This window comes from Streptomyces sp. NPDC001204 (assembly GCF_053598035.1).
The window spans coordinates 85,689-109,111 of sequence record NZ_JBSFJL010000024.1; the positions used below are offsets into that span (position 1 = coordinate 85,689).

Annotated in this window: 18 protein-coding genes; 7 read left to right on the plus strand and 11 right to left on the minus strand. The window is 70.8% G+C overall.

The window, feature by feature from the left end:
* Window positions 1–1,907: 1,907 nt before the first annotated feature.
* From ACWC91_RS28440 to ACWC91_RS28450, 3 genes are all read right to left on the minus strand, one after another.
* Window positions 1,908–2,927, minus strand: a complete 1,020-nt coding sequence (locus ACWC91_RS28440; protein ID WP_450643710.1) for an IPT/TIG domain-containing protein — start codon at window positions 2,925–2,927, stop codon at window positions 1,908–1,910.
* A gap of 148 nt (window positions 2,928–3,075) precedes the next feature.
* Window positions 3,076–3,822, minus strand: a complete 747-nt coding sequence (locus ACWC91_RS28445; RefSeq protein WP_225078742.1) for an IPT/TIG domain-containing protein — start codon at window positions 3,820–3,822, stop codon at window positions 3,076–3,078.
* Between the two features lie 834 nt (window positions 3,823–4,656).
* The gene (locus tag ACWC91_RS28450; RefSeq protein ID WP_450643711.1) at window positions 4,657–6,309 is read right to left on the minus strand and encodes a glucuronyl esterase domain-containing protein; all 1,653 of its coding nucleotides are present in this window, start codon (window positions 6,307–6,309) and stop codon (window positions 4,657–4,659) included.
* A 477-nt stretch (window positions 6,310–6,786) separates the two neighbouring features.
* Between ACWC91_RS28450 and ACWC91_RS28455 the strand changes: the two genes are divergently transcribed.
* The 3 genes from ACWC91_RS28455 to ACWC91_RS28465 all read left to right on the plus strand — a co-directional run bounded on the left by ACWC91_RS28455 (window position 6,787) and on the right by ACWC91_RS28465 (window position 9,215).
* On the plus strand, window positions 6,787–8,082 hold the full coding sequence (locus ACWC91_RS28455) for a PP2C family protein-serine/threonine phosphatase (protein WP_281155244.1): 1,296 nt from the start codon (window positions 6,787–6,789) through the stop codon (window positions 8,080–8,082).
* A 191-nt stretch (window positions 8,083–8,273) separates the two neighbouring features.
* On the plus strand, window positions 8,274–8,648 hold the full coding sequence (locus ACWC91_RS28460) for a roadblock/LC7 domain-containing protein (RefSeq protein ID WP_225078739.1): 375 nt from the start codon (window positions 8,274–8,276) through the stop codon (window positions 8,646–8,648).
* Window positions 8,649–8,846: 198 nt separating this feature from the next.
* Window positions 8,847–9,215 carry an ArsR/SmtB family transcription factor gene (locus ACWC91_RS28465; protein WP_225078738.1) on the plus strand — a complete coding sequence of 123 codons (369 nt, stop codon included), beginning with the start codon at window positions 8,847–8,849 and terminating at the stop codon, window positions 9,213–9,215.
* Between the two features lie 9 nt (window positions 9,216–9,224).
* Here ACWC91_RS28465 and ACWC91_RS28470 read toward each other — a convergent pair whose 3' ends face one another.
* Window positions 9,225–10,352, minus strand: coding sequence for an acyltransferase family protein (locus tag ACWC91_RS28470; RefSeq protein WP_281155243.1), 1,128 nt, complete (start codon window positions 10,350–10,352; stop codon window positions 9,225–9,227).
* Window positions 10,353–10,791: 439 nt separating this feature from the next.
* On the opposite strand from ACWC91_RS28470, the gene ACWC91_RS28475 reads away from it, so the two are divergent.
* Complete coding sequence (locus tag ACWC91_RS28475; RefSeq protein ID WP_450643712.1) at window positions 10,792–11,703, plus strand: inositol monophosphatase family protein; 912 nt, start codon at window positions 10,792–10,794, stop codon at window positions 11,701–11,703.
* A gap of 67 nt (window positions 11,704–11,770) precedes the next feature.
* Here the strand turns inward: ACWC91_RS28475 and ACWC91_RS28480 are convergent, their stop codons facing one another.
* From ACWC91_RS28480 to ACWC91_RS28490, 3 genes are all read right to left on the minus strand, one after another.
* The gene (locus ACWC91_RS28480) at window positions 11,771–12,091 is read right to left on the minus strand and encodes a GatB/YqeY domain-containing protein (protein ID WP_225078864.1); all 321 of its coding nucleotides are present in this window, start codon (window positions 12,089–12,091) and stop codon (window positions 11,771–11,773) included.
* 270 nt (window positions 12,092–12,361) lie between these two features.
* Entirely contained in the window at window positions 12,362–13,255 is an 894-nt protein-coding gene (gene rbsK / locus ACWC91_RS28485) for a ribokinase (protein WP_225078735.1), read from the minus strand.
* Window positions 13,252–14,295 carry a LacI family DNA-binding transcriptional regulator gene (locus tag ACWC91_RS28490; RefSeq protein ID WP_450643713.1) on the minus strand — a complete coding sequence of 348 codons (1,044 nt, stop codon included), beginning with the start codon at window positions 14,293–14,295 and terminating at the stop codon, window positions 13,252–13,254. The genes rbsK and ACWC91_RS28490 overlap by 4 nt, the downstream gene beginning before the upstream one ends.
* 327 nt (window positions 14,296–14,622) lie before the next feature.
* Between ACWC91_RS28490 and uriH the strand changes: the two genes are divergently transcribed.
* Both uriH and uriT read left to right on the plus strand, forming a co-directional pair.
* Window positions 14,623–15,570 carry a uridine-preferring nucleoside hydrolase UriH gene (uriH, locus tag ACWC91_RS28495; protein ID WP_281155240.1) on the plus strand — a complete coding sequence of 316 codons (948 nt, stop codon included), beginning with the start codon at window positions 14,623–14,625 and terminating at the stop codon, window positions 15,568–15,570.
* Complete coding sequence (gene uriT / locus ACWC91_RS28500) at window positions 15,567–17,009, plus strand: uridine transporter UriT (protein WP_225078733.1); 1,443 nt, start codon at window positions 15,567–15,569, stop codon at window positions 17,007–17,009. The genes uriH and uriT overlap by 4 nt, the downstream gene beginning before the upstream one ends.
* 99 nt (window positions 17,010–17,108) lie before the next feature.
* Here uriT and ACWC91_RS28505 read toward each other — a convergent pair whose 3' ends face one another.
* Window positions 17,109–18,794: a CocE/NonD family hydrolase gene (locus ACWC91_RS28505; protein ID WP_450643714.1), complete on the minus strand. Its 1,686-nt coding sequence runs from the start codon at window positions 18,792–18,794 to the stop codon at window positions 17,109–17,111.
* 123 nt (window positions 18,795–18,917) lie between these two features.
* Here ACWC91_RS28505 and ACWC91_RS28510 point away from each other — a divergent pair, with 123 nt between their 5' ends.
* Entirely contained in the window at window positions 18,918–19,637 is a 720-nt protein-coding gene (locus ACWC91_RS28510) for a TetR/AcrR family transcriptional regulator (RefSeq protein WP_281155262.1), read from the plus strand.
* 87 nt (window positions 19,638–19,724) lie between these two features.
* Here the strand turns inward: ACWC91_RS28510 and ACWC91_RS28515 are convergent, their stop codons facing one another.
* Genes ACWC91_RS28515 through ACWC91_RS28525 form a run of 3 tightly spaced genes read right to left on the minus strand, consistent with a single transcriptional unit; the run spans window position 19,725 to window position 23,409 of the window.
* A complete protein-coding gene (locus ACWC91_RS28515; protein ID WP_225078731.1) occupies window positions 19,725–21,050 on the minus strand; it encodes a M20/M25/M40 family metallo-hydrolase in 1,326 nt (441 codons plus the stop codon).
* The gene (locus ACWC91_RS28520; RefSeq protein WP_450643961.1) at window positions 21,047–22,453 is read right to left on the minus strand and encodes a cytosine permease; all 1,407 of its coding nucleotides are present in this window, start codon (window positions 22,451–22,453) and stop codon (window positions 21,047–21,049) included. Before ACWC91_RS28520 ends, ACWC91_RS28515 begins: the two co-directional genes overlap by 4 nt.
* A gap of 2 nt (window positions 22,454–22,455) precedes the next feature.
* Window positions 22,456–23,409, minus strand: coding sequence for a DUF1177 domain-containing protein (locus ACWC91_RS28525; protein WP_450643960.1), 954 nt, complete (start codon window positions 23,407–23,409; stop codon window positions 22,456–22,458).
* Window positions 23,410–23,423: the final 14 nt, after the last annotated feature.

Sequence of the window (23,423 nt, forward strand, 5' to 3'; positions counted from 1 at the left end):
GCTGTCTCCGACGGCCGGAGTGATGTCGGCGACGCCCGAGGCACCCTGCGGCCCGGTGGCACCCGTGTCACCCTGAGGCCCGGTGGCGCCTGTATCGCCCTGCGGACCGGTGGCACCCTGAGCACCGGTAGCACCAATATCACCCTGAGGCCCAGTCGCACCTGTATCGCCCTGAAGGCCAGCGGCGCCCGTAACACCCTGGGGGCCCGTGGCACCCGTGTCCCCCTGAGGGCCGGTGGCGCCTGTGTCGCCCTGCGGACCGTTAGCACCCTGCGGCCCAATGGCACCCGTGTCGCCCTGAGGGCCAGTAGCGCCTGTATCGCCCTGCGGACCGGTGGCACCCTGAGCACCGATAGCACCCGTGTCCCCCTGAGGCCCGGTCGCACCTGTGTCGCCCTGAGGGCCCGTGGCGCCCGAAACACCCTGGGGGCCCGTAGCACCCGTGTCCCCCTGCGGGCCAGTGGCGCCCGTGTCACCCTGCGGACCATTAGCACCCTGCGGCCCAATGGCACCCGTGTCGCCCTGAGGGCCAGTAGCGCCTGTGTCACCCTGCGGACCGGTGGCACCCTGAGCACCGATAGCACCCGTGTCCCCCTGAGGCCCGGTCGCACCTGTGTCGCCCTGAGGGCCCGTGGCGCCCGAAACACCCTGGGGGCCCGTAGCACCCGTGTCACCCTGCGGGCCAGTGGCGCCCGTGTCACCCTGCGGACCATTAGCACCCTGCGGCCCAATGGCACCCGTGTCGCCCTGAGGGCCAGTAGCGCCGGTGTCACCCTGCGGACCGGTGGCACCCTGAGCGCCGGTAGCACCAGTGTCGCCCTGCGGGCCAGTGGCACCGGTGTCACCCTGCGGGCCAGTAGCGCCCATGTCACCCTGAGGCCCGGTGGCCCCCATGTCACCCTGCGGCCCGGTCGCACCCATAGCACCCTGCGAACCCGTCGCACCTGTGTCGCCCTGCGCACCAGGGGCACCGGTGTCGCCCTGAGGGCCGGTGGCACCTGTGTCACCCTGCGGCCCGTTAGCACCCTGCGGCCCGGTGGCACCCGTGTCACCCTGCGGCCCGGTGGCACCCGTGTCGCCCTGAGGCCCGGTGGCACCCGTGTCGCCCTGAGGCCCGGTGGCACCGGTCGTGCCTTGCGGCCCGGCCGCACCCGTCGTGCCCTGCGGGCCGGCAGGCCCGGTGGCACCCGTGTCACCCTGCGGCCCGTTAGCGCCCGTGTCGCCCTGAGGCCCGGTCGCGCCGTTCGTGCCCTGCGGACCCGTCGCACCCGTCGCACCCTGCGGCCCCGTCGCCCCCGTCGCGCCCTGCGGGCCTTGAGGCCCGGGCTGCCCGCACGACGGGACGGTGCTCGAGACGCTGACGTAGCGGGCGGCCACCCAGCCCGAGCGGTTCGCGAGCCGGTACCACTCCGGGTCTCCGTCGACGCTCTCGCCCAGCGCCTGGCACCAGACGCTGATCCGCGCGCCGTTGTGATAACTCCCCAGTTCGGCGGACCTGGACGTCGGTCGGGCGCGGATGCTCAAGCTCGTCCTGGCCGTGACGGTCCCGGAAATCGCCGCCCCGAACACGTTCCGTTCCACGTGTGTCGCAGCGACATCCGAACGCATTGTGTCCGTCAGCCCCGGAGCAGCCACCGCCACGGACCCTTGCAGCTCACATGCCAGGCCGAGGCTCACCGCCCCCAGGGCCAGAGACAGAAAGGTAAGCCCTCGCATCAAGAAACACCACGCCTTTCGCTTCTCGCCTGTGATGAAGAGAGACGTGAAGAGAAAAGCGCATAATCAGCTCATAACACTGCTATGACACGAACAAAATCCCATCGGACAGTAAGCTGCTTTCAACCTCACTGGTTTCCCAGCGAGTTGGCGTAAGGGTGGCCGGCGCGTAGTCGGGCCGGCCTCACAAGTCAGATCGCGGGGCCCGTGATCCGGGTGTAGGTGAGCCCGTTGCTGACGCCGCCGGGAGTGGTCACCGTGATGGTGACCGCTCCGGCGGCACCCGCGGGCGCGACAGCCGTGACACTGGTCGGGGAGAGCACGGTGAACGCCGCGAGGACGCCGCCGAACTCCACTCCGGTCGTGTTGGTGAGGTTCGTGCCGGTCAGCGTGACGACCGCGCCCGCGTACGTCGGCCCCTGGCCGGGGGTCACGGAGGTCAGGGTGGGGGCGTCGAGGTAGACGTAGCTGAGAGGACTGCCGGTGCCGCCGGGGGTGGTCACCGTGACCGCCACCGCACCGGCCGCGTGAGCAGGCGTCACCACGGTGATCTGAGTGGCGGAGACGACGGTGAACAACGCCGCCACCATGTCGAAGCGCACCGCCGTCGCGTTGAGAAGTCCGGTGCCGGTCAAGGTCGCCGCGGCGCCGCCGGCCGAGGATCCGGCGGGGGGCTCGATGTCGGTCGGCGAAGGCACGGGGGCGTAGTAGAAATACGCGCTGTCGCCGGGGTTGCTGGTGCCGCCCGGAGTGGTCACCGTGACCGCCGCCGCACCCGCCGCGTGAGCGGGCGTCACCGCGATGATCCTCGTGGCGGAGAGGACGGTGAACGACGTCGCCGCGATTCCGTCGAAGAACACCGCCGTCGCCCCCGACAGGTTGGTGCCCGTCAGCGTCACCGTAGTGCCACCGGAGACAGGTCCCTGACTGGGCGTCACACCCGATACGGCGGGGGCGGCGACGTAGGTGTACGTGACCGTCTGGGTGCTGGTGCCCTGGCTGGTGGTGACGGTGACGTTGACCGCACCGGTGCCGGAAGGGGGCACCGCCGTGAGCTGTGTGCTGCTGAGGACGGTGAACGAGGTGGCGGCTCCGCCGCCGAACTGGACGGCTGTCGCACTGCTGAAGCCGGTGCCGGTCACGGTGACGATGTTCCCGCCTGAGGACGGCCCCTGGTTGGGGCTGATCGAGGAGACGGTGGGGGCAGCCATGGCTGTACTCCTTCAGGCAACACTGCGGCGGATCTGCGGCGGACCGGTTCGGGCTACGACGGCCGGAGCGGGGTGACACCCGTCCGAGCGCAGGAGGGGACCGCGTTCGGACGGGTGCCGTGTGCATCCCCGGTACGGGGCTGCTGGATCAGATGCCGGGGCCGGTGACGTAGGTGAATCCGCCGGCGGCGGTGGCGGATCCGGCGGGGTTCGTGACCACGACGTCGACCGCACCGGCCGTGCCGGGCGGCGTGACCGCCGACAAGGTGGTGGCGCTGATGACCGAGAACGGCGCGGCGGTGCCGTCGAAGGTGACCGAGCTGGCGGTGTCGAGGTTGGTGCCCGTGATGGTCACCGCCGTGCCGCCGGAGGTCGGACCCGAGGTCGGGTTGACGGTCACGATCGTGGGGTCGTCGATGTAGGTGTAGGACAGGCCGTTGTTGCTGCCGCCCGCGGTCGTCACGGTCACCGACACCGGCCCGGCCGCCGTGCCCGCCGGCACGACGACGCTGATGGAGCTGTCGGAGTTCACCGTGGGGGTGGCGGTGTTGCCGCCGAAGGACACGCTGGTCGCGGTCGACAGGCCGGTGCCGTTGACGGTGATGGTGTTGCCGCCGGCCAGCGGCCCCGAGCTGGTGCTCAGGGAGGACTTGAACGGGGCGCCGACGTAGAAGAACGACACCGGGTTGCTCGTCCCGCCCGGGGTGGTCAGGGTGACCCCGACCGAGCCCGCCCCCGAGGGGGAGACCGCGGTGACCTGGGTCGGTGAGACGTTGGTGACGCTCGTGGCGGGCTTGGTGCCGAACAGCACCGCGCTGGTGTTGGAGAGGTTGGTACCGGTGATGGTCACCAGCGTGCCTCCGCCGGTGGAACCCTGATTCGGAGAAATGGGCATGGGGACACTCCTTCGTCTCTGGTGGGGACATGCGAGGAACCAGCGGAGTGGCCAGTCACCGTCCGCGCCGCCGCCGAGAAGCGGGACCGCCGCCGGCGCAGAGCGCCGTCAGCCCTTTCGGGCTGATTCAGGCGTGGAAGAACACGGCTCAGGAGTGCTTCTGGGCCCGGAGGGAACGAACGGACTCTCGCGCCGGCACGCACGGCCGGGCGCACAGCAACCTGCGCCGTCTCCCTGGGCATGGAGAAAACCGGCCAACAGCTGCCTGTCTCAACGTCCTTCTGGCACGGGGATGGGCAGCCCGCCGGTGTCGCACTTTCAGTGACCCACGCGTCCGATCGAGTGACAAGAGGCCATTCATCGTAATCACCCGTATGGAGTAATCCTCTGCCTGACCCGCCAGGGGCCGCACCCTCCTACGGGGGCGGGTCGGCACCGCCCGGCCGGGCGGTGCCGCCGCCGCGTCGCACGGCCGCGATCAACTCGCGCGTCTCACAAAGCAAGACACCGTTGAGGGGTGCGACCTAGGGAATCCCAGTGGGCGGTACGCCGAGAATGATTGAAACCGTCGCGGTCCCCTGTTGGAGTGACGCCTCCAGAAACCCCTTGCCGGTGCCCTGACCCGGAGGATTGGATGTGAATATCCAACCGGTGGGCCGCCCATCCTCTCCGGGGGATGTGGCAGTCGATCCGCGTGCGGCTTCTCCGGAGGAAGTGCGTGGGTGCCGGTTTGCCACGATGGGCACCCCCGCAGAGGGCTTTGGATCGGGTCAGCCGGTGCCGTCCAGGTACCGGCTGACCCGGTGGTACTCCTGCATCAGAACACAGCGGGATTCAGGGGCTCTTGCAGGTGATGTTTGCGGGTGCCGGGCTGGAGTTGCCGGTGGCGGTGAAGCCGAAGGTGGCGGTGCCGCTGGCCGCGAGGGTGCCGTTGTACGAGCTGTTGCGCACCGTGACGGATCCGCTGGTCCCGGTGTTCACCCCGTCCCAGAGGCTGCTGATGGACTGGCCGGAGGCCAGACTCATGCCGACGGTCCAGCCGTTGAGCGTGCTGGTGCCGTTGTTGCGGATCGTGACCTCACCCTGGAAGCCACCGGGCCAGCTGTTGACGTTGCGGTAGCCGGCGGTGCAGGTGCCGTTGGTGCCACCGCCACCCGGGCCACCCCCCGGGTCGCCTCCCGTGCCGCCGCCCGGGTCACCGCCGTTGCCGCCTCCGCCGTCGGTCAGGGTCGGTGTCTGCCAGTCCCGCCATGTGGACAGGTTGCCGGACTTGCTGGTGGCGATCCTGAACACGCCGGAGCTGCTTCCCGTGCCCAGCAGGAACTTCTGGATGTTCTGCTGCAACGGCGTCTTCCACTCGGACCTGACGGCGCAGTGGGTCCCGTCCTGGACGTCGGACCAGTAGCTGATGTTGCTCCCCGCGCCGAGCGCCTTGTAGACCTCGGCCGCGCCCAGCGCGGCCACGCTGCCCGACCTGGCGGCCAGCCAGTCGACGTACGGGTTCTCCATGACGAACAGCCCGCGCGGCGCGACCATGCCCAGGATCTCGTGGGTGTCCACCGGCAGGGAGTTCGGGTTGCCCGTGTAGGAGCTGAACGCGTCGCCCAGCCAGGGTTGTTCGGAGTAGGCGCTGCTCAGCGGCTGGGCGCCGTTCTCCCCCGGAATGCCGCGGAGGATGGGAACGCCGCCGCTCCCGGACTCGATCGGCATGGTCAGCGCGACACGCTGGTCGAACGCCCCGGCCACGATGGCACCCTTGCCGAACCGCGAGCATCCCGTGACGCCGGTCGCGCTCGCCTTGAGGATGTTGCCGCCCGACTGCTCGATGACGTCGATGATGCGGCTCACGCCCCAGGACCAGGCCATCAGCAGGCCCGTGCTGCTGGACGAGCCGTACACGCTGTAGAAGGCGCCCTGCTTGTTGTTCCGCGCGGTGCCCTCCTTCCCCACCGAGTAGGGGTCGTAGTTGATGACGGCGACACCGGAGGCCTTGATGGTGGCGGTGTCCGCGCCGAGCCCGCCCAGCACGACGACGGCGGGGAAGGGTCCCGAACCGCTCGGCAGGCTCACGCTCGCCGAGAAGCTCGCGCTCCTGCCCTGGTCCGACACGTTCACCGTGATGCTGCTCGCCGACACCGTGCCCTTGACACTGGCGGGTCTCACGGGCTTCTGGCCGTAGACGGATCTCTGCGCCAGATCTCTGATCTCCGCCCGGCGGCACCGCCAGTCGGATGTGGCCGAGATGCGCGTGCCGTTCAGCCTCTTGAAGGGATCGGGAAGCATGGAACTTGACGTCGGAGAGCCCGGGTTGGGCACCGCGCAGTCCGCGCCGTCGTCCTCGCCGCCGGCTTGCACCTGCGCGGCGACGACCTGTCCGTCGGCGGCGCCCGCCTGCGCGGTGAGCGAGGGCGTGATCAGGCTCGCGGCGGCCACCAGGGCCGCGGCCGCCCACACCCGGGGCCGATATCGATACCGATGGAAGCGCATTGGGGACCTCCAGAGGAAGGTGCGCGATCGACGGGGGGAGGGACCCTGCCCGGCCGGCATGACGGGGTGCCGCCGCAGGGACGGCGACCGGCAGAAACTTGGGGTTCCCGCTTCGAATGTTGCGTGGACGCGGGCGCCACGGCCAGGGCTTGGGAGCGCTCCCAAGCGTAGGAACGAGGTCGGAGCATGACAACACCCGGGAAGCGGACCGCCTCAGTTTGGCCATTCCGGCACAGCCGCTGGCACTCAACAGGACCAGCAAAGGGGGCGCATGAGGGGAAACCGGCGGAACCAGTCGGCGCCTGCGGCGCCACACAACGGGAAGTTCCAGCCGTTTCGTAGGGTGTGGCGAAAGTTTCGACGCTTCCACCGTACGTCTACGGCGAACCGCTCACGAGCCTTCACCGCACCGGACGGCGCAGCACCCTCGGCGAAGGGTGACAGAGTATGACAACAGGCGCACAGGGAAGGAACGTGATGAAGCGGAAACCCTCACCGTCGACGGAACCGAAGGCGGGATCCACGCCAGAGGTCGCTGCGGCTCGTCTGCGTCTGCTCGCCGAGGCGAGCCGGGCACTGGCATCGGGCCTGGACGCGGAGGAGTCGCTGCGCCGACTGGCCAGGGTGGTGGTCCCGCATCTGGCCGACGCCTGCGTCGTGGACATGGTCGAGGGAAACGGGCTGCGCCGTCTCACCGTCGCGGACCGGGACGCGGAGAGGGTGCTGCGGGTACTTCCCGGCGGTTTCCTGCCCGGGCCGGACGACTCGGCCGCCGCTCTGGCGAAGGTGCTGCGCGGGGCGGGCCCCATGGTGGTCACCGAATTCGACATGCCCGATCCGGGCGACTCCCTGCGCGCAGCCCAGTGGACCCTCTACCGCATGCTGGGCGCCGAGACCGCGTTGATCGTGCCCATGGGCGTACGGCGGCAGGCCCTCGGGGCGCTCACCTTCGTCCGCCGTGCCCCGGCCGTTCCCTTCGACGAGCAGGAGCAGGCGCTCGCCGCCGACCTGGGACACCGCGCCGGCCTCGCGCTGGACAACGCGCGCCTGTACGCGCTGCAACAGCACACCGCGGAGCAGCTCCAGCTCTCCCTCCTGCCCGATCTGACCGGGCTCGGGCACCTCCAGCTCGCCACCCGCTACGTGGCGGCCCGCGAGCGGGCCGAGGTCGGCGGCGACTGGTATGACGCCTTCCCGCTCCCCGACGGCTCGGTGATCCTCGCGATCGGGGACGTGGTCGGCCACGACCTGGCGGCCGCGGTCCGCATGGGCCAGTTGCGCAACATGCTGCGCGCGCTGGCCTACGACAGCGGGGACGACCCGGCCGGAGTGATGAACCGCCTGGACCGGGTCATGCAGGGCCTGACCAGCATCGAACTCGTCACGGCCGTCATCGCCCGCATCGAGACGCCTCCCGACGGACCGTGGCGGCTGCTCATGAGCAACGCCGGCCACCTTCCGCCGCTGCTCGCCCAGCCCGACGGCCGCACTCTCCTGCTGGAGGAAGGGCACGCCCCCGTGCTGGGAGTCGACCCGGCGCTCAAGCGCGAGACCGCGGCGGTCACCCTGCCTCCCGGAGGCACCCTGCTGTTCTACACCGACGGCCTCATCGAACGCCCCGGCGAGGACATCGGCCGCGGCCTCACCCGGCTGCGCCAGCACGCGGCCGCGCTGGCCCGGGAACCGCTGACGGTCTTCCGCGACGAACTGCTCACCCGGTTGAGCGACGACCAGCACGACGACATCGCCATCCTGGCCCTGCGCGTCCCCTGACCCCCGGGACACATTGGCACAGAGAAGCGAAAGGTCAGTTGCAGTCGTCGAAGTGTTCGCATACGACACTCCTCGATCAATGGACGTCAGTCTTGAAGACCTCCACTCGAACTCCCGCGCTGCGCGCCTACGGTGCGATCACCGGTCGGCCCGGGCCGTCCGGACTCAGCCGACGATCAAGGGGAGGCACCGTGGCGAGTGTGGAGGTGTCGCTGAAGGAAATGATGACCGCGGTCGAGGGGGCGCTGGGCGCGGCGGTCGTCGACTACACCAGCGGAATGGCGCTGGGAACCCTGGGCGGAGGCAAGGATCTGGATCTGACCGTCGCCGCGGCGGGGAACACGGACGTCATCCGCGCCAAGGTCCGCACCATGGAGCAGTTGGGCCTGAACAGTCAGATCCAGGACGTGCTGATCACGCTCGGCGACCAGTACCACCTGATCCGCCTGGTCACCGGACGCAACGGCAACGGCCTGTTCCTCTATCTGGTCCTGGACAAGTCCCGTTCGAATCTGGCGATGGCCCGCCACCAGCTCAAGCGCGTCGAGGAACAGCTCGAGGTCTAGGTCTTCCCGTGCCCCGGGCCGACGTGCGCCCATGATGTGAAGACTTCTTCAAGTCACCACATCAGCATGATTCCAACTCGTGGTTGCACGCGGCCCGGGGCGAGAAGGATCTGCCCTGCAAGGCACATTCCGCGTGGCGCCCTCCGGGGCGCCACCGCGTCCTTGGACGATCCCCGATGCGGCAGGGAGCACGCACTCATGCAAGTCCCCCTCTACCAGGCCAAGGCGGAGTTCTTCCGCATGCTCGGGCACCCCGTGCGCATCCGGGTCCTGGAGCTGCTCCAGCACGGTCCCGTGCCCGTACGTGATCTGCTCGCCGACATCGAGATCGAGCCGTCCAGCCTCTCGCAGCAACTGGCCGTGCTGCGGCGCTCCGGCATCGTCGTGTCCATCCGGGAGGGATCCACGGTCCGTTACGCCCTCGCCGGCGGCGATGTCGCCGAACTGCTGCGCGCGGCCCGCCGCATCCTCACCGAACTCCTGGCCGGCCAGAACGAACTGCTCGCCGAACTCCGGCAGACCGACGGCGCCGCGACCGCGGGCGCCCCGGGCGGACAGCAGATGTGACCGAGTCGCTCAACGGCGCCGAGTCGGCGGCTCCGGGCCGAACGCGGCGGTCTTCAGCGAACGCCGCATGGCCAGCACCATCGGGCGCTCCACGAACCGGTGCACGAGATAGGACAGCACGACCAGCGCGGCGACCGTGACCCCGACCAGGAGCAGGGGATCGACCCGGTCGCCGAAGTGGTGCGCGACGGTCATTCCGAGCGTGTCGTGCAGCAGGTACAGCGGGAAGGTCATCGTGCCCATGACGGTCAGCCCGCGCCAGCGAAGCCGGTGGGTCCAGCCGAGCGCGATGGCGCCGACCATCAGGAAGAACACCGTGACCGCCAGGACCAGCCAGCCGCGCCACGGCGACCAGGTCTCCCAGTTGTTGCGGCCGCCGGTGGGCGCCAGCAGGAAGTGCAGCGCCAGCAGCCACGACATGGCGACGATGCCCCACAGCAGAGGTGTCGGCCGGTACCGGTACATGAGGTAGAAGGCCATGCCCGCGATGAAGTACGGGGCCGACGTCGGGTTCACCACGAGTGTGAGCAGCGGCATGTGGGCGGCGGGCGCGAGTACCGCGGCGACCGTCCACAACCCGCAGAAGATCACCACGCGCTGGTAGGTGAGGCCCTTCCACACCACGACCGCGAACGTGAGGTAGAAGCAGAGCTCCGGCCAGAGGGTCCAGTAGACCGGGTCCAGGTTGGACACGCCGAGCGGGGTCTGCAGCATGGTGAAGTTCGCCAGCAGGACGCGTGGGTGCGGGTGCCCGAAGGGCGTGTCGGCGAAGTAGATGACGCACGCCGACACCACGATCGCGATCCAGTACATCGGGTACAGGCGGGTGACGCGTGAGATGAAGAAGTCACGCGGGGTGCGCCCCCACGCGCTCATGCAGATGACGAAGCCGCTGATCAGGAAGAACAGGTCGACGCCGAGCCGCCCGAAGGCGAAGTAGCCGTGCAGTTCCGGGAAGACGCTCTGGTAGGGGTGCCCCCAGATGCCTTCCATCGCTCCCGGGGTCTGGCCGACGAAGTGGAAGAGCACCACCGACAGCGCCGCCAGGAAGCGCAGCCCGTCCAGTGCGGCGAGTCTGTCTCTTCCGGTGCCCTTCCCGGCGACGAGCACCCGTGCCGCAGGGGGCGCCTGCGGCACCAGCACTTCCTCTGCGACCGCCCCCTCGTTCCGCGGTCGCGTGGCTGCACCGGCCGATGCCCTGCGATCCGTCTGGGTCATATCTCCCGTTCCAGAGTCGTCCTTTACCGAAAGGGCCCTGGAATCCGGATCACATGCCCGACGGGCGGATGACGATTTCGTCGAGTTCGTACTCATTCCGCTGCGGGGCGAGTGCCGGCACCGCCCTGGCCCACAGAGGGGGCCTACCCGATGTCCCCGATGAGATACGGGGCCGCCGGGGTGACACGGACCGCACACAGGAGCGACCCCTCCCCCCGCCGGGGCGCCCCGGCCTTCCCGGATACCCCCGGCCGAAGACCATCGGAGCCGGCCGCGGTTTCCGCGTTCCTGCCCGCGGTGAGCGACCAATGCCGGTGAATCGGCTGGGCTGTTCCCGGTCTCGACTACTCTGCAGGGCGTGATCAACTCGTACGCGGGACTTGATGATGCCGGGGTTGCCATCGCTGCGGCACGTGCGGGCGCGGACGTGGTGCGCACCTCGTACGGCCGGCCGCTCGCCCGTATCGACAAGGGTGCCGGGGACTTCGCCACGGCCGCCGACGTGGAGGCCGAAAAGGCGATCTTCGCCGTCCTCCGGGCCGCCCGGCCGGACGACGCGGTGCTCGGTGAGGAGAGCGGACAGCAGGGTGCCTCCGACGCCGCGCGCCAGTGGTTGGTGGACCCGTTGTGCGGCACGCTGAACTACGCCGCCGGCAACATGCTGGTCGCGGTCAACGTGGCGCTGCGCGACGGGGCGGCGGCGGTGGCCGATCCGTTCAGCGGCGAGGTCTTCTTCACCAGCGGCGAGACCGCCTGGGTGCGGCGGGCCGGGGCCTCTGCGCCGCTGACGCCCACGCCCGCGACCCGGCTGGTGGACGTCAATCTGGACCCGCCGTTCCCGAGCGCGCCCGGCTTCCGGGCCGTGGACCTGCTGGCCGGCCCCGGGTTCGTCGAGCGGTTCCGGCCGCGGGTCGTCTCCACGACGCTCGCGTTGGCCTGGGTCGCTGCCGGCAAGCGCGCCGCGTACGTCACCGACGGCGGGGACCTGTCCGGAAGCGTGCATTTCGCCGCCGGCATCGCTCTGTGCCGGGCCGGCGGCTGCGTGGTCACCGGGATCGACGGCGCTCCGATCGGGGCGACGGGCCGCGGACTCGTCGCGGCCGCCGACGCCGACACCCACCGGGCGCTGATGGCGATGATCCACGGCGGTAGCCAGGGGCCGTCCGGCCTGTGGAGCCGTGCCCTCGGGGCACAGGCCGCACTCGTGCGGCCCGAGGCAGACGTTCAGGCGGGCATACGCCGGTCGGTACCAGAGCGCCCAGAAGCCTGACTTCCTGTCCGCTCACGCGTCCTCGTCCTCGTCCTGGCAGTCGTGAGCCACGAGGGTCCGCCCTGTGCTAGGCGGTGCCGTGGCCGTCCAGGAAGCGGAGCAGTACCGAGGCCTCCTCGCGGAGTCGGGTGGCTCGGTCGGCGTGGGCGGGCGTGGTCAACTGCGCCGCGGCTTCGAGTCGTTCGGCGGCCTCGGCGCGCACGATGTCCGCCACGTCGTTCTCCGTCAGCTCACGCCGCAAGGCTTCGGTGGCGCCGGCACCGACCGGTGACTGCTCCAGGGCGAGGCCACGTGTCCCGGTCTCGCCCACGGGCACCGCCTCCGCGTTGTCAAAGGCGGCGAGTGTCGAGCGCAGGGCGCTCACCGCGGCCTTGTCGCGGGCGCGCATCGCTTCCGGGAGGGCTTGACGCATACGTACTCGTAGGGACATGCCGGGACCCTACGGCGCTGTTCCTGGTCCCACAACGCAATATCCCGGGCGAGCCCGCCGACTCGGCGTGCGGTCGCCAGTACCCGCTTGATGAGGGCGTCGACGCTTCGGGCGGCCAAGGGGCGGGTCGGCGGAGGCCGCGCGCGGCCCGGCGCATGCGGCGCGCAGTTCCAGTGAGGGCCCTCGCTCGGCGAGCGGTACCACCAGCGCCTCCCAGCGGCCCAACCGTCAGCGCTTGAGGAATGCCTCCACCTCGTCGCGGTGGGGCAGCGACGGCTGGGCGCCTGGGCGGGTGGTGCTGAGTGCCGCCGCGGCACAGGCCCAGCGGACGGCCTGTTCCAGGGTGCGGCCCTCGGCCAGGGCTACGGCGAGCGCGCCGCAGAAGCAGTCACCGGCCGCTGTGGTGTCCACCGGCTGGACCGCGAAGGCCGGGATGTGCAGCCGGGCGGTGCCCTCCAGGAGCAGTACGCCGTCACCGCCGAGGGTGACGATGACCGCGCCCGGTCCGCTCAGCTTGCCCGCGGCGGCGGCGACCTCGTCGATCGTCTCCGGGACCGGGGTGCCGGTGAGGGCGGCCAGTTCGGTGCGGTTGGGGACCAGTACGTCGACGTGGCGGGGCGGGACGGCGCCCTCGACGGCGGGTGCGGGGTTGTGCACGACGATGCCCCCGGCCAGCTCGGCGGCCGCGTGGTTTGCCTCGTCGGGGACCTCCTGCTGGAGGACGGTGACCTTGGCCCGGTTCAGCACGTCGGCGGCGGCCCGGCAGTCGGCCGCGGTCAGGCGGGAGTTGGCGCCGGGGCTGACGATGATCGAGTTCTCGCCCGACGGGTTGACGGCGATCAGCGCGCGCCCGGTGGGCACTCCGGGGGTGCGGGACAGGTGCGCGGTGTCGACGCCCTCGGCGCGCACCGCGGCGGCCATCACGTCGGCCGCGTCGTCCTCGCCGACGCGGCCGATCAGGGCGACCTGTCCGCCGAGCCGGGCCGCGGCGACCGCCTGGTTGGCCCCCTTGCCGCCGGGGTGCTCGACGATGTCCCCGCCCAGCACGGTCTCCCCCGGCACCGGGTGCCGTGGAACGGGTGTGACGAGATCGAGGTTGAGGCTTCCGACGACTGCGATCACTGGTGTTCCTCTGGGGTTCTGCTGCCGGGGATGGTCGTGGGCGCGGTGGCGCGGGGAGCGCTGGAGGCGCGTACGACGAGTTCGGGTGAGAGGCGGACGGACCGGTACGCCTCGGCTCCCCCGGCGCCGAGCCGCTGGTCGAGGAGCCGGAGCGCCTCGGCCGCGACTTGGGCGGCCGGCTGGCGGACCGTGGTCAGGTTCGGTTCGGCGAGGCTCGCCATGGGGATGTCGTCGAAGCCGGTGACGGCGACCTCGCCGGGCACGTCGACGCCGAGTTGTCCGAGGCGTTGCACCGCTCCGACCGCGATGAGGTCGTTGGCGCAGATGACGGCGTCCGGGCGGGCCGGCCAGATCCGTTCGACCGCGGCACGCCCCCACTCCACGGAGAAGTCGCCGAGTTCGGTGCGGTCGGGTGCCGTCGGGTCCAGGGCGGCGACGCCCGCCGCGTAGGCCATGCGCCGTTCGACGGCGGTCGAGGCGGTCCCGGCGGCGCCGAGGAAGCAGAACCGGCGGCGCCCGGTGCGGACCAGGTGCTCCAGGACCAGGGCCATGCCGGCGGCGTTGTCGACGGCCACCGAGTCGGCGACCCCGGGACCGCAGGAGCGGTCGAGCAGGACCAACGGGACGCGGGCCGCGGCGAGTTCGACGGCCTCGCGGCTGTGAGTCTCGTCGACGGGAATGACCAGCAGCGCGTCCACCTGCCGGTCCAGCAGGGCGGTGATCCGGGCCGCCTCGGTCCGCGGGTCGTCGTCGCAGTCGGCGAGCAGCAGGCCGCGGCCCCCGGCGTGCAGGGCGTGCTCCACCTCACGTACGAGGGAGGGGAAGAAGGGGTTCGTGATCTGCGGCAGCACCAGGCCGATGGTGCCGGTGGAGCGGCTGCGCAAGGCGCGGGCGACCTGGTTGGGGCGGTAGCCGAGGCTTTCGGCCGCGGCCCGCACACGGCGTGCCGTCTCCGCTCCCACCGGGCGGGTGCCGGCCAGCACGCGGGACACCGTGGCGACGGAGCAGCCCGACGCGCGAGCCACGTCACGCAATGTCACCTCGGTCACCGTACTCCGCCCCCTTCTGTCGGGTCGGTTTCCTGGCCGTCACAGGAGCAACCAGTGTCGACCGGCACCGACCAGCACCGATGCCGGAGAACGTTATCACCCGCCTCTTCCGTCGCAGGCCGCCGCGGAGCAGGGGGAGGTGAAAGAAAGATGTAACCGCCATTGACACATCGGCGAGGAATGGGCGAATGTTCGGGAGAACGTTTTCCCTAACGTCTCCCGAGGTGCCGGACCACTCGGCGCCCTCCGGACGAGTCCGCCCCTGGGCGTCCCCGGAGATCGGTTTCACCAAAGGTAAGCGAGCAAAGGGGCTCTCCGTTGGCCAGAAAGATCATCCTCGACTGCGACCCGGGGCACGACGACGCCATCGCCATGCTTCTGGCGCACGGCAATCCCGAGATCGAGCTCGTGGCCGTCACGACCGTGGTCGGGAACCAGACGCTGGAGAAGGTGACCCGCAACGCCCTGTCCGTCGCCCGCATCGCCGGGATCACCGGGGTGCCCTTCGCCGCGGGTTGCCCCAGGCCTCTGGTGCGCGCCATCGAGACGGCGCCGGACATCCACGGCGAGTCCGGGCTCGACGGCCCCGTGCTGCCCGAGCCGACCCTGGAGCTGGACCGCCGCCACGCGGTCGACCTGATCATCGACACGGTCATGTCGCACGAGCCGGGCGAGATCACGATCGTGCCGACCGCCGGTCTGACCAACATCGCCATGGCGGTCCGCAAGGAGCCGCGCATCGCCTCGCGCGTCCGCGAGGTCGTCCTGATGGGCGGCGGCTACCACGAGGGCAACTGGAGCGCGGTCGCCGAGTTCAACATCAAGATCGACCCCGAGGCCGCGCACATCGTCTTCAACGAGAGCTGGCCGGTCACCATGGTCGGTCTCGACCTCACGCACCAGGCACTCGCGACGCCCGCCGTCACCGAGAAGATCGCCGCGGTCGGCACCGCGCCCGCCAAGTTCGTCCTGGAGCTGCTGGACTTCTTCGGCGCGATGTACGAGCAGGCCCAGGGCTTCGAGTTCCCGCCCGTGCACGACCCCTGCGCGGTCGCCTACGTCATCGACCCGGACGTCATGACGGTGCGCAAGGCCCCGGTGGACATCGAGCTCACCGGCACCCTGACCCTCGGCATGACCGTGGCCGACTTCCGGGCGCCCGCCCCGGACGACTGCCACACCCAGGTCGCGGTGAAGCTCGACCACGAGCGGTTCTGGAACCTGGTGGTGGACGCCCTCGAGCGGATCGGCGACGTCCAGGCATGACCGTTCCCAGCGTTTCCACCACCGACAGACCGCCGGGCTCGGGGCAGGGCTCCCCCGTCCGGATCGGTGTGCTGCTGACCGCGCTGCTCGCCGCTTGTGTGGCCTTCCAGCTCAACGCCAGCATGATCAGCCCGGCGCTGAAGAGCATGGAGGGCGCCCTCCACGCCACCTCCGCCGAGATCGGGCTCACCCAGACCGCGTTCTTCACCTCCGCGGCCCTGTTCTCGTTGTTCCTGCCGCGGCTGGGCGACGTCGTCGGCCGCCGCAAGGTCCTCGCCGGAATGCTGGCCCTGATGGCCGTCGGATGTGTCGTCGCCGCGTTCGCGCACAACGTCCCGGTCCTGTTCGCCGGGCGCATCATCCAGGGCGTGTGCGGCCCGGTCGTCCCGCTGTGCCTGATCATGCTGCGGGAGGAGGTGTCCGAGCCCAAGCGGTACGGCACCCTGCTCGGTGTGATCACCGCCTTCAACGGCGGAGTCGCCGGTGTCGACTCCCTCGCGGGCGGCTACCTCTCCGACCACCACGGGTTCCAGTCGGTCTTCTGGGCGATGGCCGTCGTGGCGGCGGTCGCCACGGGAATGGTCGTTCTGATGACCCGCGAGTCCAGGGCGCCGGTCGCGGCGCGCATGGACTGGCCCGGCGTCGTGCTCCTGGTGGTCTCGGTCGGCTCGCTGCTCGTCGCGCTGAACGAGGCCGGCAAGCTCGCGGCGGCCAACTGGCCGCTGATCGCCCTGCTCCTCGTCGTCGCCGCGGCCGCCTTCGCGCTGTTCTGGCGCACCGAGGACCGCAGCGGGCATCCGCTGGTCGCCACGCGCCATCTGCGGCAGCGCTCCACATGGGCGCTCCTGCTGACGACGGTGCTCACCATGACGGGTGTGTTCGCCGTCATGAACGGGCTGATCCCGGCGTTCGCCGAGGACGCGCAGGCCGGACTGGGCATGTCCGCGCAGCAGTCCGCGTGGTGGACCCTCACGCCGTACGCCCTGGCCGGACTGGCCATGGGCCCGATCGCGGGCCGGCTGGCCGCCACCTTCGGCTACGGCCGGATCCTGCGGATCGGCCTCATCGGTGCCGCGGCGACCGTCGTACTGATGATCCTCACGCTGCACGGCCATTCGCGCGCCCTGCTGCTGACGGCGTCCATCCTGGTGGGGATCACCTATGCCGGGATCGGGAACATCGTGCTCAACGGGCTCGGCATCGTGCTGTCCCCGCGTGAGAACCCCGGGTTCCTGCCCGGTCTGAACGCGGGGGCGTTCAACCTCGGCGCCGGACTGAGCTTCGCGGTGCTGTACGCGGTCAAGACCGCGGCCGCGCCCGCGGACCCGTCGTCGACCGGCGACTACACGACCGCCATGATCACGGGTGCGGTCATCATGGCCGTCGCCGTAGTGACGTCCTTCCTCATCCCCAAACCGGTGGCTGCGGAAGCGCGTTGAGCACGAGGGCCCCGCCGGGATTTCGTTCCCGGCGGGGCCCTCGTCGACATACAGCGTTCGCCGTTTGACAGCACCGCCGGACCGCCGGGTGGCGGAGCTTCAAGCCGGTCCGGAACCGTGGGCGAGCGTCAGTGCGGAGTCCGCGTGCAGTGTGACGCGCACCGCTGTGAAGGTGGTGGCGTCCACCGGAGACTCGCCGGTTCCGGGATTGCGGGCATAGCGCGGATGAGCGCCCGCGCTGATCTGCCAGCGTATGCGGTGACCGGCGGCGAAGCGGTGGGCGGTGGCGCTCATGGGCACGGTGACCCGCGCGGGCGTCTGCCCGGCCGTCCTCGTCCGGCCCAGCCCGTCGCAGACGTTGACCGAGCGGCCCTGCGGGTCCACGTCGCACAGGCGGGTGAAGACGTCGGCGTGGCCGGTGTCCGTGGAGATGCCCAGCCGGGCGGAGACCGGGCCGAGGACGTCCACGGGTTCGGTCAGCGGCGGGCCGGTGAACGTCAGGACGTCGTCCCGGGCTTCCAGGCCGCTGTTGTCGCGAGGGCCGGCACCGCGGGAGAGCAGCGGGCCGCCGAGGGACGGGGTGGGATCGGCCGGGTCGTAACGGAACGACGCCAGTGGTCCGGAGTCCGTGGGGGCCTGCCGGGTGAGATGCCCGTCCGGGGTGGGGAACCACGTGGTGGTGGCCGGGTCCGCCGGCCAGTCGTCGAGGTCGCGCCAGGCGTCCTCACCGCCGATGTGCACGCGCACCGGGGTGGGGCGCAGGCCGGAGGAGTCGCCGCACAGGTGGGCGCGCAGCCAGGCGAGGCTCTCGGCGAACATCTCGGGCCACCCCTGCTGCAGTGCGGAGGTGTGGGTCCACGGGCCGACGAGCAGGGCGGTCCGGCAGCCGGACCGGCGCAGTCGCTCGTACTGTTCGAAGGTCTGGTCGACCAGTGCGTCGTGCCATCCGGTGATCAGGCTGGTCGGCACGTTCAGCCGGTCCGCCGCCGCTGCCGGTGACGCGCCGCGCCAGTACGCGGCGTCGGCGTCCGGGTGCGTCATCACGTCGTCCAGCCAGAGCACTTCGCCCCCGAGGGCGGACGCGTACGCCCCGCGCAGCGGCTGCGCGAAGGTGACGTCACGCAGGCGGCGCTGGAGGCGCAGCGTCGCCCTCAGAAACGGTGCCATCCCCTGGTGCTGATAGGTCATGCCCGCGCCGACGGCGAGGACGTTCTCCAGGCGGAGCGCGCCGTCCGCGTGGAAGAGGGCGTGGGGATCGTGCAGGCCCACCTGCACCACCATCGCCTTCAGCTCCGGTGGCGGCTCCAGGGCGAGAGCCCACTGCACGTAGCCGAGGTAACTGGGGCCCACGGTCCCCAGCGTTCCGTTGAACCAGGGCTGCTCGCGCAGCCAGGACACCGTGGCCCGGCCGTCCTCCGCCTCGTTGCGCCACAGATGGAACGCACCGCCTGAACCGCCGGTGCCGCGGCAGCTCTGCAGGACGACGTGAAAGCCCTGTTCGGCGAAGAGCATGCCGTACATGGGGGACCAGGGCAGGCCCCTGCCGTAGGGCGAGCGCACCAGGAGGGTGGGGAAGTCGCCCTGTGCGCGCGGGAAGTAGTGGTCGGTGATCAACGGGCTGCCGTCCGCGGCCGGCACCACCAGTCCCGGCTCCCACCCGGCGTCGTGCCGTTTGCGCGGGAGCCCGCGCCAGGTCGCCCTGATCAGCCGTGAGACCAGGGGCGCCTTGCCGGAAGGCGGTGCCCAGGTGTGCGCCGGCGCAGGACCGTGTGTGCGTGCTGCCATCGATGCCCTCCTTATTTTCCGTACAGTGTACGAGAATGTTTCCGTACAGCGTACGTGAATGGAGGATGCTTGGATGACACCCGCGAGGGCGGTGTCGCGTACGAGGAGAGGAGCACGAAGTCCGTGTCCCGAGACGGAGAGACCGGCGCCACGGGCGTCGACCCCGAACAGCTGTGGCTGGGCCACCTCCAGCCGCGCAGGGGCCGCAGACCCGCCTACAGCCGTGAGGCGATCACGGCGGCAGCCGTCGAACTGGCGGACGCGGAAGGGCTCGAAGCGGTCACCATGCGCCGGGTCGCCGCACGGGTCGGAGCCGGTGTCATGTCGCTCTACAGCTACGCCCCCGACAAGGAGACGCTGCTGGAGCTGATGGTCGACCACGTCAGCGGCGAACTGCCGGCCACAGTCGCGCCCACGGGCGACTGGCGCGCCGACATCACGGCCGTCGCCCACCTCCAGCGCGCCCTGATGCTGCGGCATCCCTGGCTGCCCGCCGCCCTGTCCACCCGCCGCACCCCCGGCCCCCATACGCTGGCCTTCATGGAACGCGCGCTCGCCGCCCTGCGGCCCACCGGGCTGGACGGTGCGGCGAGGCTGGAGGTCTTCGCTCAGCTCACCGCGTTCGTGGTCGGTCACGTCACCCACGAGATCGCCCAGGCCTCGGCCTCGCAGGCGCCCGGTCGAGCCGCGGCCGAAGCCCGTTATCTCGCCGCCGTCGCCGCGGACGGCCACCACCCGGAACTCGCCGCGGCCCTCTCCGCCCCCGGCCGCCTCCTCACCCCGGAAGCGACGTTCACCCGCTTCCTCAACCGCCTGATCGATGGCCTCGGGACAACCGACTGACCCAGCCACGTGGAAAGCCCCGTGCGGCTCGGTGAGCGTCTGCTCGCCGAGCCGCACGGGGCGGCGCAGAGGCGGGGGTGGGGCCGGTCAGCAGTTCTGCCACAGGCGGGTCATCACCCGGACGCCGAACCGGAGGCCTTCGAGGGGGACTCGTTCGTCCACTCCGTGGAAGAGGCGGCCGTAGTCGAGGTCGTGGGGCAGTTTCAGGCCCTTGAAGCCGAAGCAGCGGATGCCGAGCTTCGTGAAGGCCTTGGCGTCGGTGCCGCCCGGGTTGCAGTACGGCACCGGATGCCCGTCGGGGTCCTCGGCGCGCACCGCCGCGCACATCGCGTCGACGAGGGGGCCGTCGAAGGAGGTCTCCATGGCGATGTCGTGGTTGACCCACTGCCGGGCGACCGACGGCAGGAGCAACGCGTCGATGGTGTCGACGAGTTCCTGTTCGTGGCCGGGCAGGAAGCGGCCGTCGACGCGGGCGGTGGCCCGGCCCGGGATCACGTTGGTCTGGTAACCGGCCGAGAACATGGTGGGGTTGGCGGAGTTGCGCAGTACCACCTGCATGAAGTCGGCGACCGGACCGAGCTTGGCGAGTTCCTTGTCGAGGTCCTCGGCGTCGAAGTCGATGTCGACGTCCTGGAGCCGGGCGGCCTCGGCGAGCAGCGCGCGCACCGGTTCGATCAGGCGGATCGGGAAGGTGTGGCGGCCGATGCGGGTGAGTGACTCGGCGAGGTCGGTGACCGCGTTCTCGTCGTTGGGCGAGGAGCCGTGGCCCGCGCGGCCGGTGGCCGTCAGTTCCATCCAGGCCATGCCGCGCTGGGCGTTCTCGATCGGGTACAGCCGCCGGGTGTCGTCGAGCGCGTAGCTGAACCCGCCGCCCTCGCCGATCGCCTCGGTGACTCCGGCGAACAGCTCGGGCCGGTGCTCGACCAGCCAGTGCGCCCCGTACCGGCCGCCCGCCTCCTCGTCGGCGAGGAAGGCCAGGACGATGTCGCGGGAGGGCCGGGTGCCGGTGCGGGCGAAGTGCCGGGCGGTGGCCAGCATGACCGCCACCGTGTCCTTCATGTCGATGGCGCCCCGGCCCCACAGGTAGCCGTCGCGGATCTCGCCGGAGAACGGCGGGACCTGCCACTCGTCCGGGTCGGCCGGCACGACGTCCAGGTGGCCGTGGACGAGCAGGGCCCCGCGGCCCGGATCGCCGCCGGGGATGCGGGCGACGACGTTGGCGCGGCCGGGCGCGCTCTCCACCAGCTCCGAGGTGATGCCGGCCTCGGCCAGGAGCTCGACGACGCGGTCCGCGCAGGCCCGCTCGTCGCTGGTGGGGTTGGAGGTGTCGAAGCGGATCAGCTCGGCGCACAGTTCGACGACCTCACGCTGTGCCTCCTCGGAGGCGGTGACGAGTGAGGGGGTGGTGGTCATGACGCTCCTACGGGGGCCTTGCCGGTGGCGGCCGGGGACTGCCCGGTGCCGTCGGCGGGCTCGTCGTCGAGGGTGGTGGTGCCGTACGTCCTGACCCACCCGGCGAGCCCGAGCACGCTGTAGAGGACGAAGGCGGTCAGCAGGGAGTTGAGGGCGGGGATCCCGCCGTCGTAGAACTTGCCGACGCAGAACGCCGCGGCCCAGATGACCAGGGACATCGGCACCCAGACCGGTGAGGTGGCGGGCAGGGTCTGCGTCTCGCGGGTGGCGTCGAGCGGTCCGCGCATGCGGCGCACCACCCAGTACTCGGCGACGATGATGCCGCCGACCGGCGGGATGGCCACGCCGAGCACCGTCAGGAAGTCGGTGAAGTGGGTCATGATGCCGACCGCGGACAGCAGGGTGCCGGCGAGGCCGAGGACGATGGTGACCACGCCGCGGCTCAGGCGCTTGCGGAAGACGACCTGGAAGAAGTTCACGACGCCGAGCGAGGAGCCGTACAGGTTCCAGTCGTTGATCTTCGCCGTGGACATCAGGACGACCAGCACGCCGAAGACGCCGGAGGTGGAGAGCACGATCTGGGAGACCTGGTTGCTGCCCACCATGTGGCCGAGGAGGACACCGGTCATGCCGACGATGTACTCGGACAGGATCATGGAGGAGGCGCTCTGCACGAAGACGTGCGCGCCCTTCTTGTTGTAGCGGGTCATCTCGGGCGCGACGATCGCGCCGGTCATGAAGCCGCCCGCGATGGCGGTCGCGGCGACAGACAGCGGGACCGCCGGGCCGGGGGCCGGCGAGTGGACGAGGTCCGAGATCGAGTGCTTGGTCAGGGCTTCGGTGACGGACCAGGCGACCATCGCGAAGAACAGCGGGGTGACGATCTTCGCGAAGACCGCCATGTACCGGAAGCCGAAGACGACCAGGACGGTGATGGCCAGTCCCGCGACGACGCACCACAGCCACGAGGGGCCGCCGACCAGCGCGGAGACGCTGTTGCCGAAGATCGTGTTCTGGACCCCGAACCAGCCGACGAGGCTGATGGCGATGACGAGGCTGACCAGCGCGGAGCCGTTGCGGCCGAAGCCGACCCAGCGGGTGAGCAGCGGGGTCGCGAGGCCCTCGCGCATTCCGGCCAGGCCGATCGCGAAGATCACGACTTCCAGGATCACCGCGCCGAGGGTGAAGGCGAGGAGCGCGTTGCCGAAGGACATGCCGACGCCGATCGTGGCGCCGAGCGTGAACTGCGAGATCGATCCGGACTGGGCGAGCCACTGGAGCAGCATCGTCCAGAAGCCGAGCCGCTCGTCGCGCGGGACGCGGGCGAGTGCGTAGTCGTCGCTGCCCAGCGTTCTGTGGCCCGCGGTGTCCGGGGCGGTGGCGGTGTTCTTGTGAGCGGCCATGATCACGACTCCCTGGGTGCGCGGCCGAGGGTCTGCAGGTGCGCCAGCGAGCCGTAACGGGACACGAGCTGGTCGAACTCCACGTCGTCGTGGAAGTCCAGGCGTCCGCCGCCGTAGGCCTTCGCGGTCTCGACGGCGAACCGGGCGGCGGCCGCGATGTCGGTCTCGTGGCTCGCGCCCGTCTGGCAGCCGGGCACCGCCGCGGCCGAGGTGACCGCGAGGCCGACGACCGGGGCGGCCGTCGCCGTGGCCGGCTGAAGGATCGAATTGATGTGGTGTACACCGTTACCGTACGGGGTGATGTCCTGCGTGGTCACCGGGTACGTGACCAACGGCTCACCGGTGACCACGGCCAGCAGCTCCCCCAGCTGCTCGGCGACCTTGAGCACCCAGCCCTCCTTGACGGTGGGCGACAGGGCCAGGCCCTTGTGGTTGATGATCCGGTTGCCCTTGGTGGTGTCGATGGAGAGCACCGCCTCCATCTCGTCCGTGACCTCGTGCCGGTTCATGGTGGCGATGTCGACCGGCGAGTCCATGAACGGCACCGGGTCGTGCGGTGCGGTCGGGGCGTTCGGGCAGATGTGGGTGGCCACGATCACGTCGCCGTCGAGCACGTCACCGCGGCGGCGCATGTCCAGCAGCTTGGCGGCGGTGGCGAGCGCGGCGATCGCGCCGTCCGCGTCGGAGACCAGGCCGGTGATCTGCGGACGGGCACCCACACCGCCGAGCCGTCCGACCACGCCGAGGGTGCGCGAGGTGCCACCGCGGCTGCGGCCGGTGCGGCCGGCCACGCGTACGAGGACGAAGTCCGTGGAGCCCCGCTCACCGGTGACGGTGGTGACCTGGGCGCCGGAGCCGGCGGGTCCCGCCACGGAGTCGAGGTAGGCGGCGACTCGCTTGCCGTCGGCATCGGGATCGTCCAGCAGATCCACGATGTCCAGGACGTACTTCAACATGGGCAGCTTCTCCT

Bases quoted from the DNA above. Each gene is read 5' to 3' on its own strand.
- uriT (WP_225078733.1), top strand. From the start codon at position 15,567: ATGACCGTTCCCAGCGTTTCCACCACCGACAGACCGCCGGGCTCGGGG.
- ACWC91_RS28455 (WP_281155244.1), top strand. From the start codon at position 6,787: ATGAAGCGGAAACCCTCACCGTCGACGGAACCGAAGGCGGGATCCACG.
- ACWC91_RS28480 (WP_225078864.1), bottom strand. From the start codon at position 12,091: ATGCGCGCCCGCGACAAGGCCGCGGTGAGCGCCCTGCGCTCGACACTC.
- ACWC91_RS28505 (WP_450643714.1), bottom strand. From the start codon at position 18,794: ATGGCAGCACGCACACACGGTCCTGCGCCGGCGCACACCTGGGCACCG.
- ACWC91_RS28440 (WP_450643710.1), bottom strand. From the start codon at position 2,927: ATGGCTGCCCCCACCGTCTCCTCGATCAGCCCCAACCAGGGGCCGTCC.
- ACWC91_RS28450 (WP_450643711.1), bottom strand. From the start codon at position 6,309: ATGCGCTTCCATCGGTATCGATATCGGCCCCGGGTGTGGGCGGCCGCG.
- ACWC91_RS28465 (WP_225078738.1), top strand. From the start codon at position 8,847: ATGCAAGTCCCCCTCTACCAGGCCAAGGCGGAGTTCTTCCGCATGCTC.
- ACWC91_RS28515 (WP_225078731.1), bottom strand. From the start codon at position 21,050: ATGACCACCACCCCCTCACTCGTCACCGCCTCCGAGGAGGCACAGCGT.
- ACWC91_RS28520 (WP_450643961.1), bottom strand. From the start codon at position 22,453: ATGGCCGCTCACAAGAACACCGCCACCGCCCCGGACACCGCGGGCCAC.
- ACWC91_RS28445 (WP_225078742.1), bottom strand. From the start codon at position 3,822: ATGCCCATTTCTCCGAATCAGGGTTCCACCGGCGGAGGCACGCTGGTG.
- ACWC91_RS28525 (WP_450643960.1), bottom strand. From the start codon at position 23,409: ATGTTGAAGTACGTCCTGGACATCGTGGATCTGCTGGACGATCCCGAT.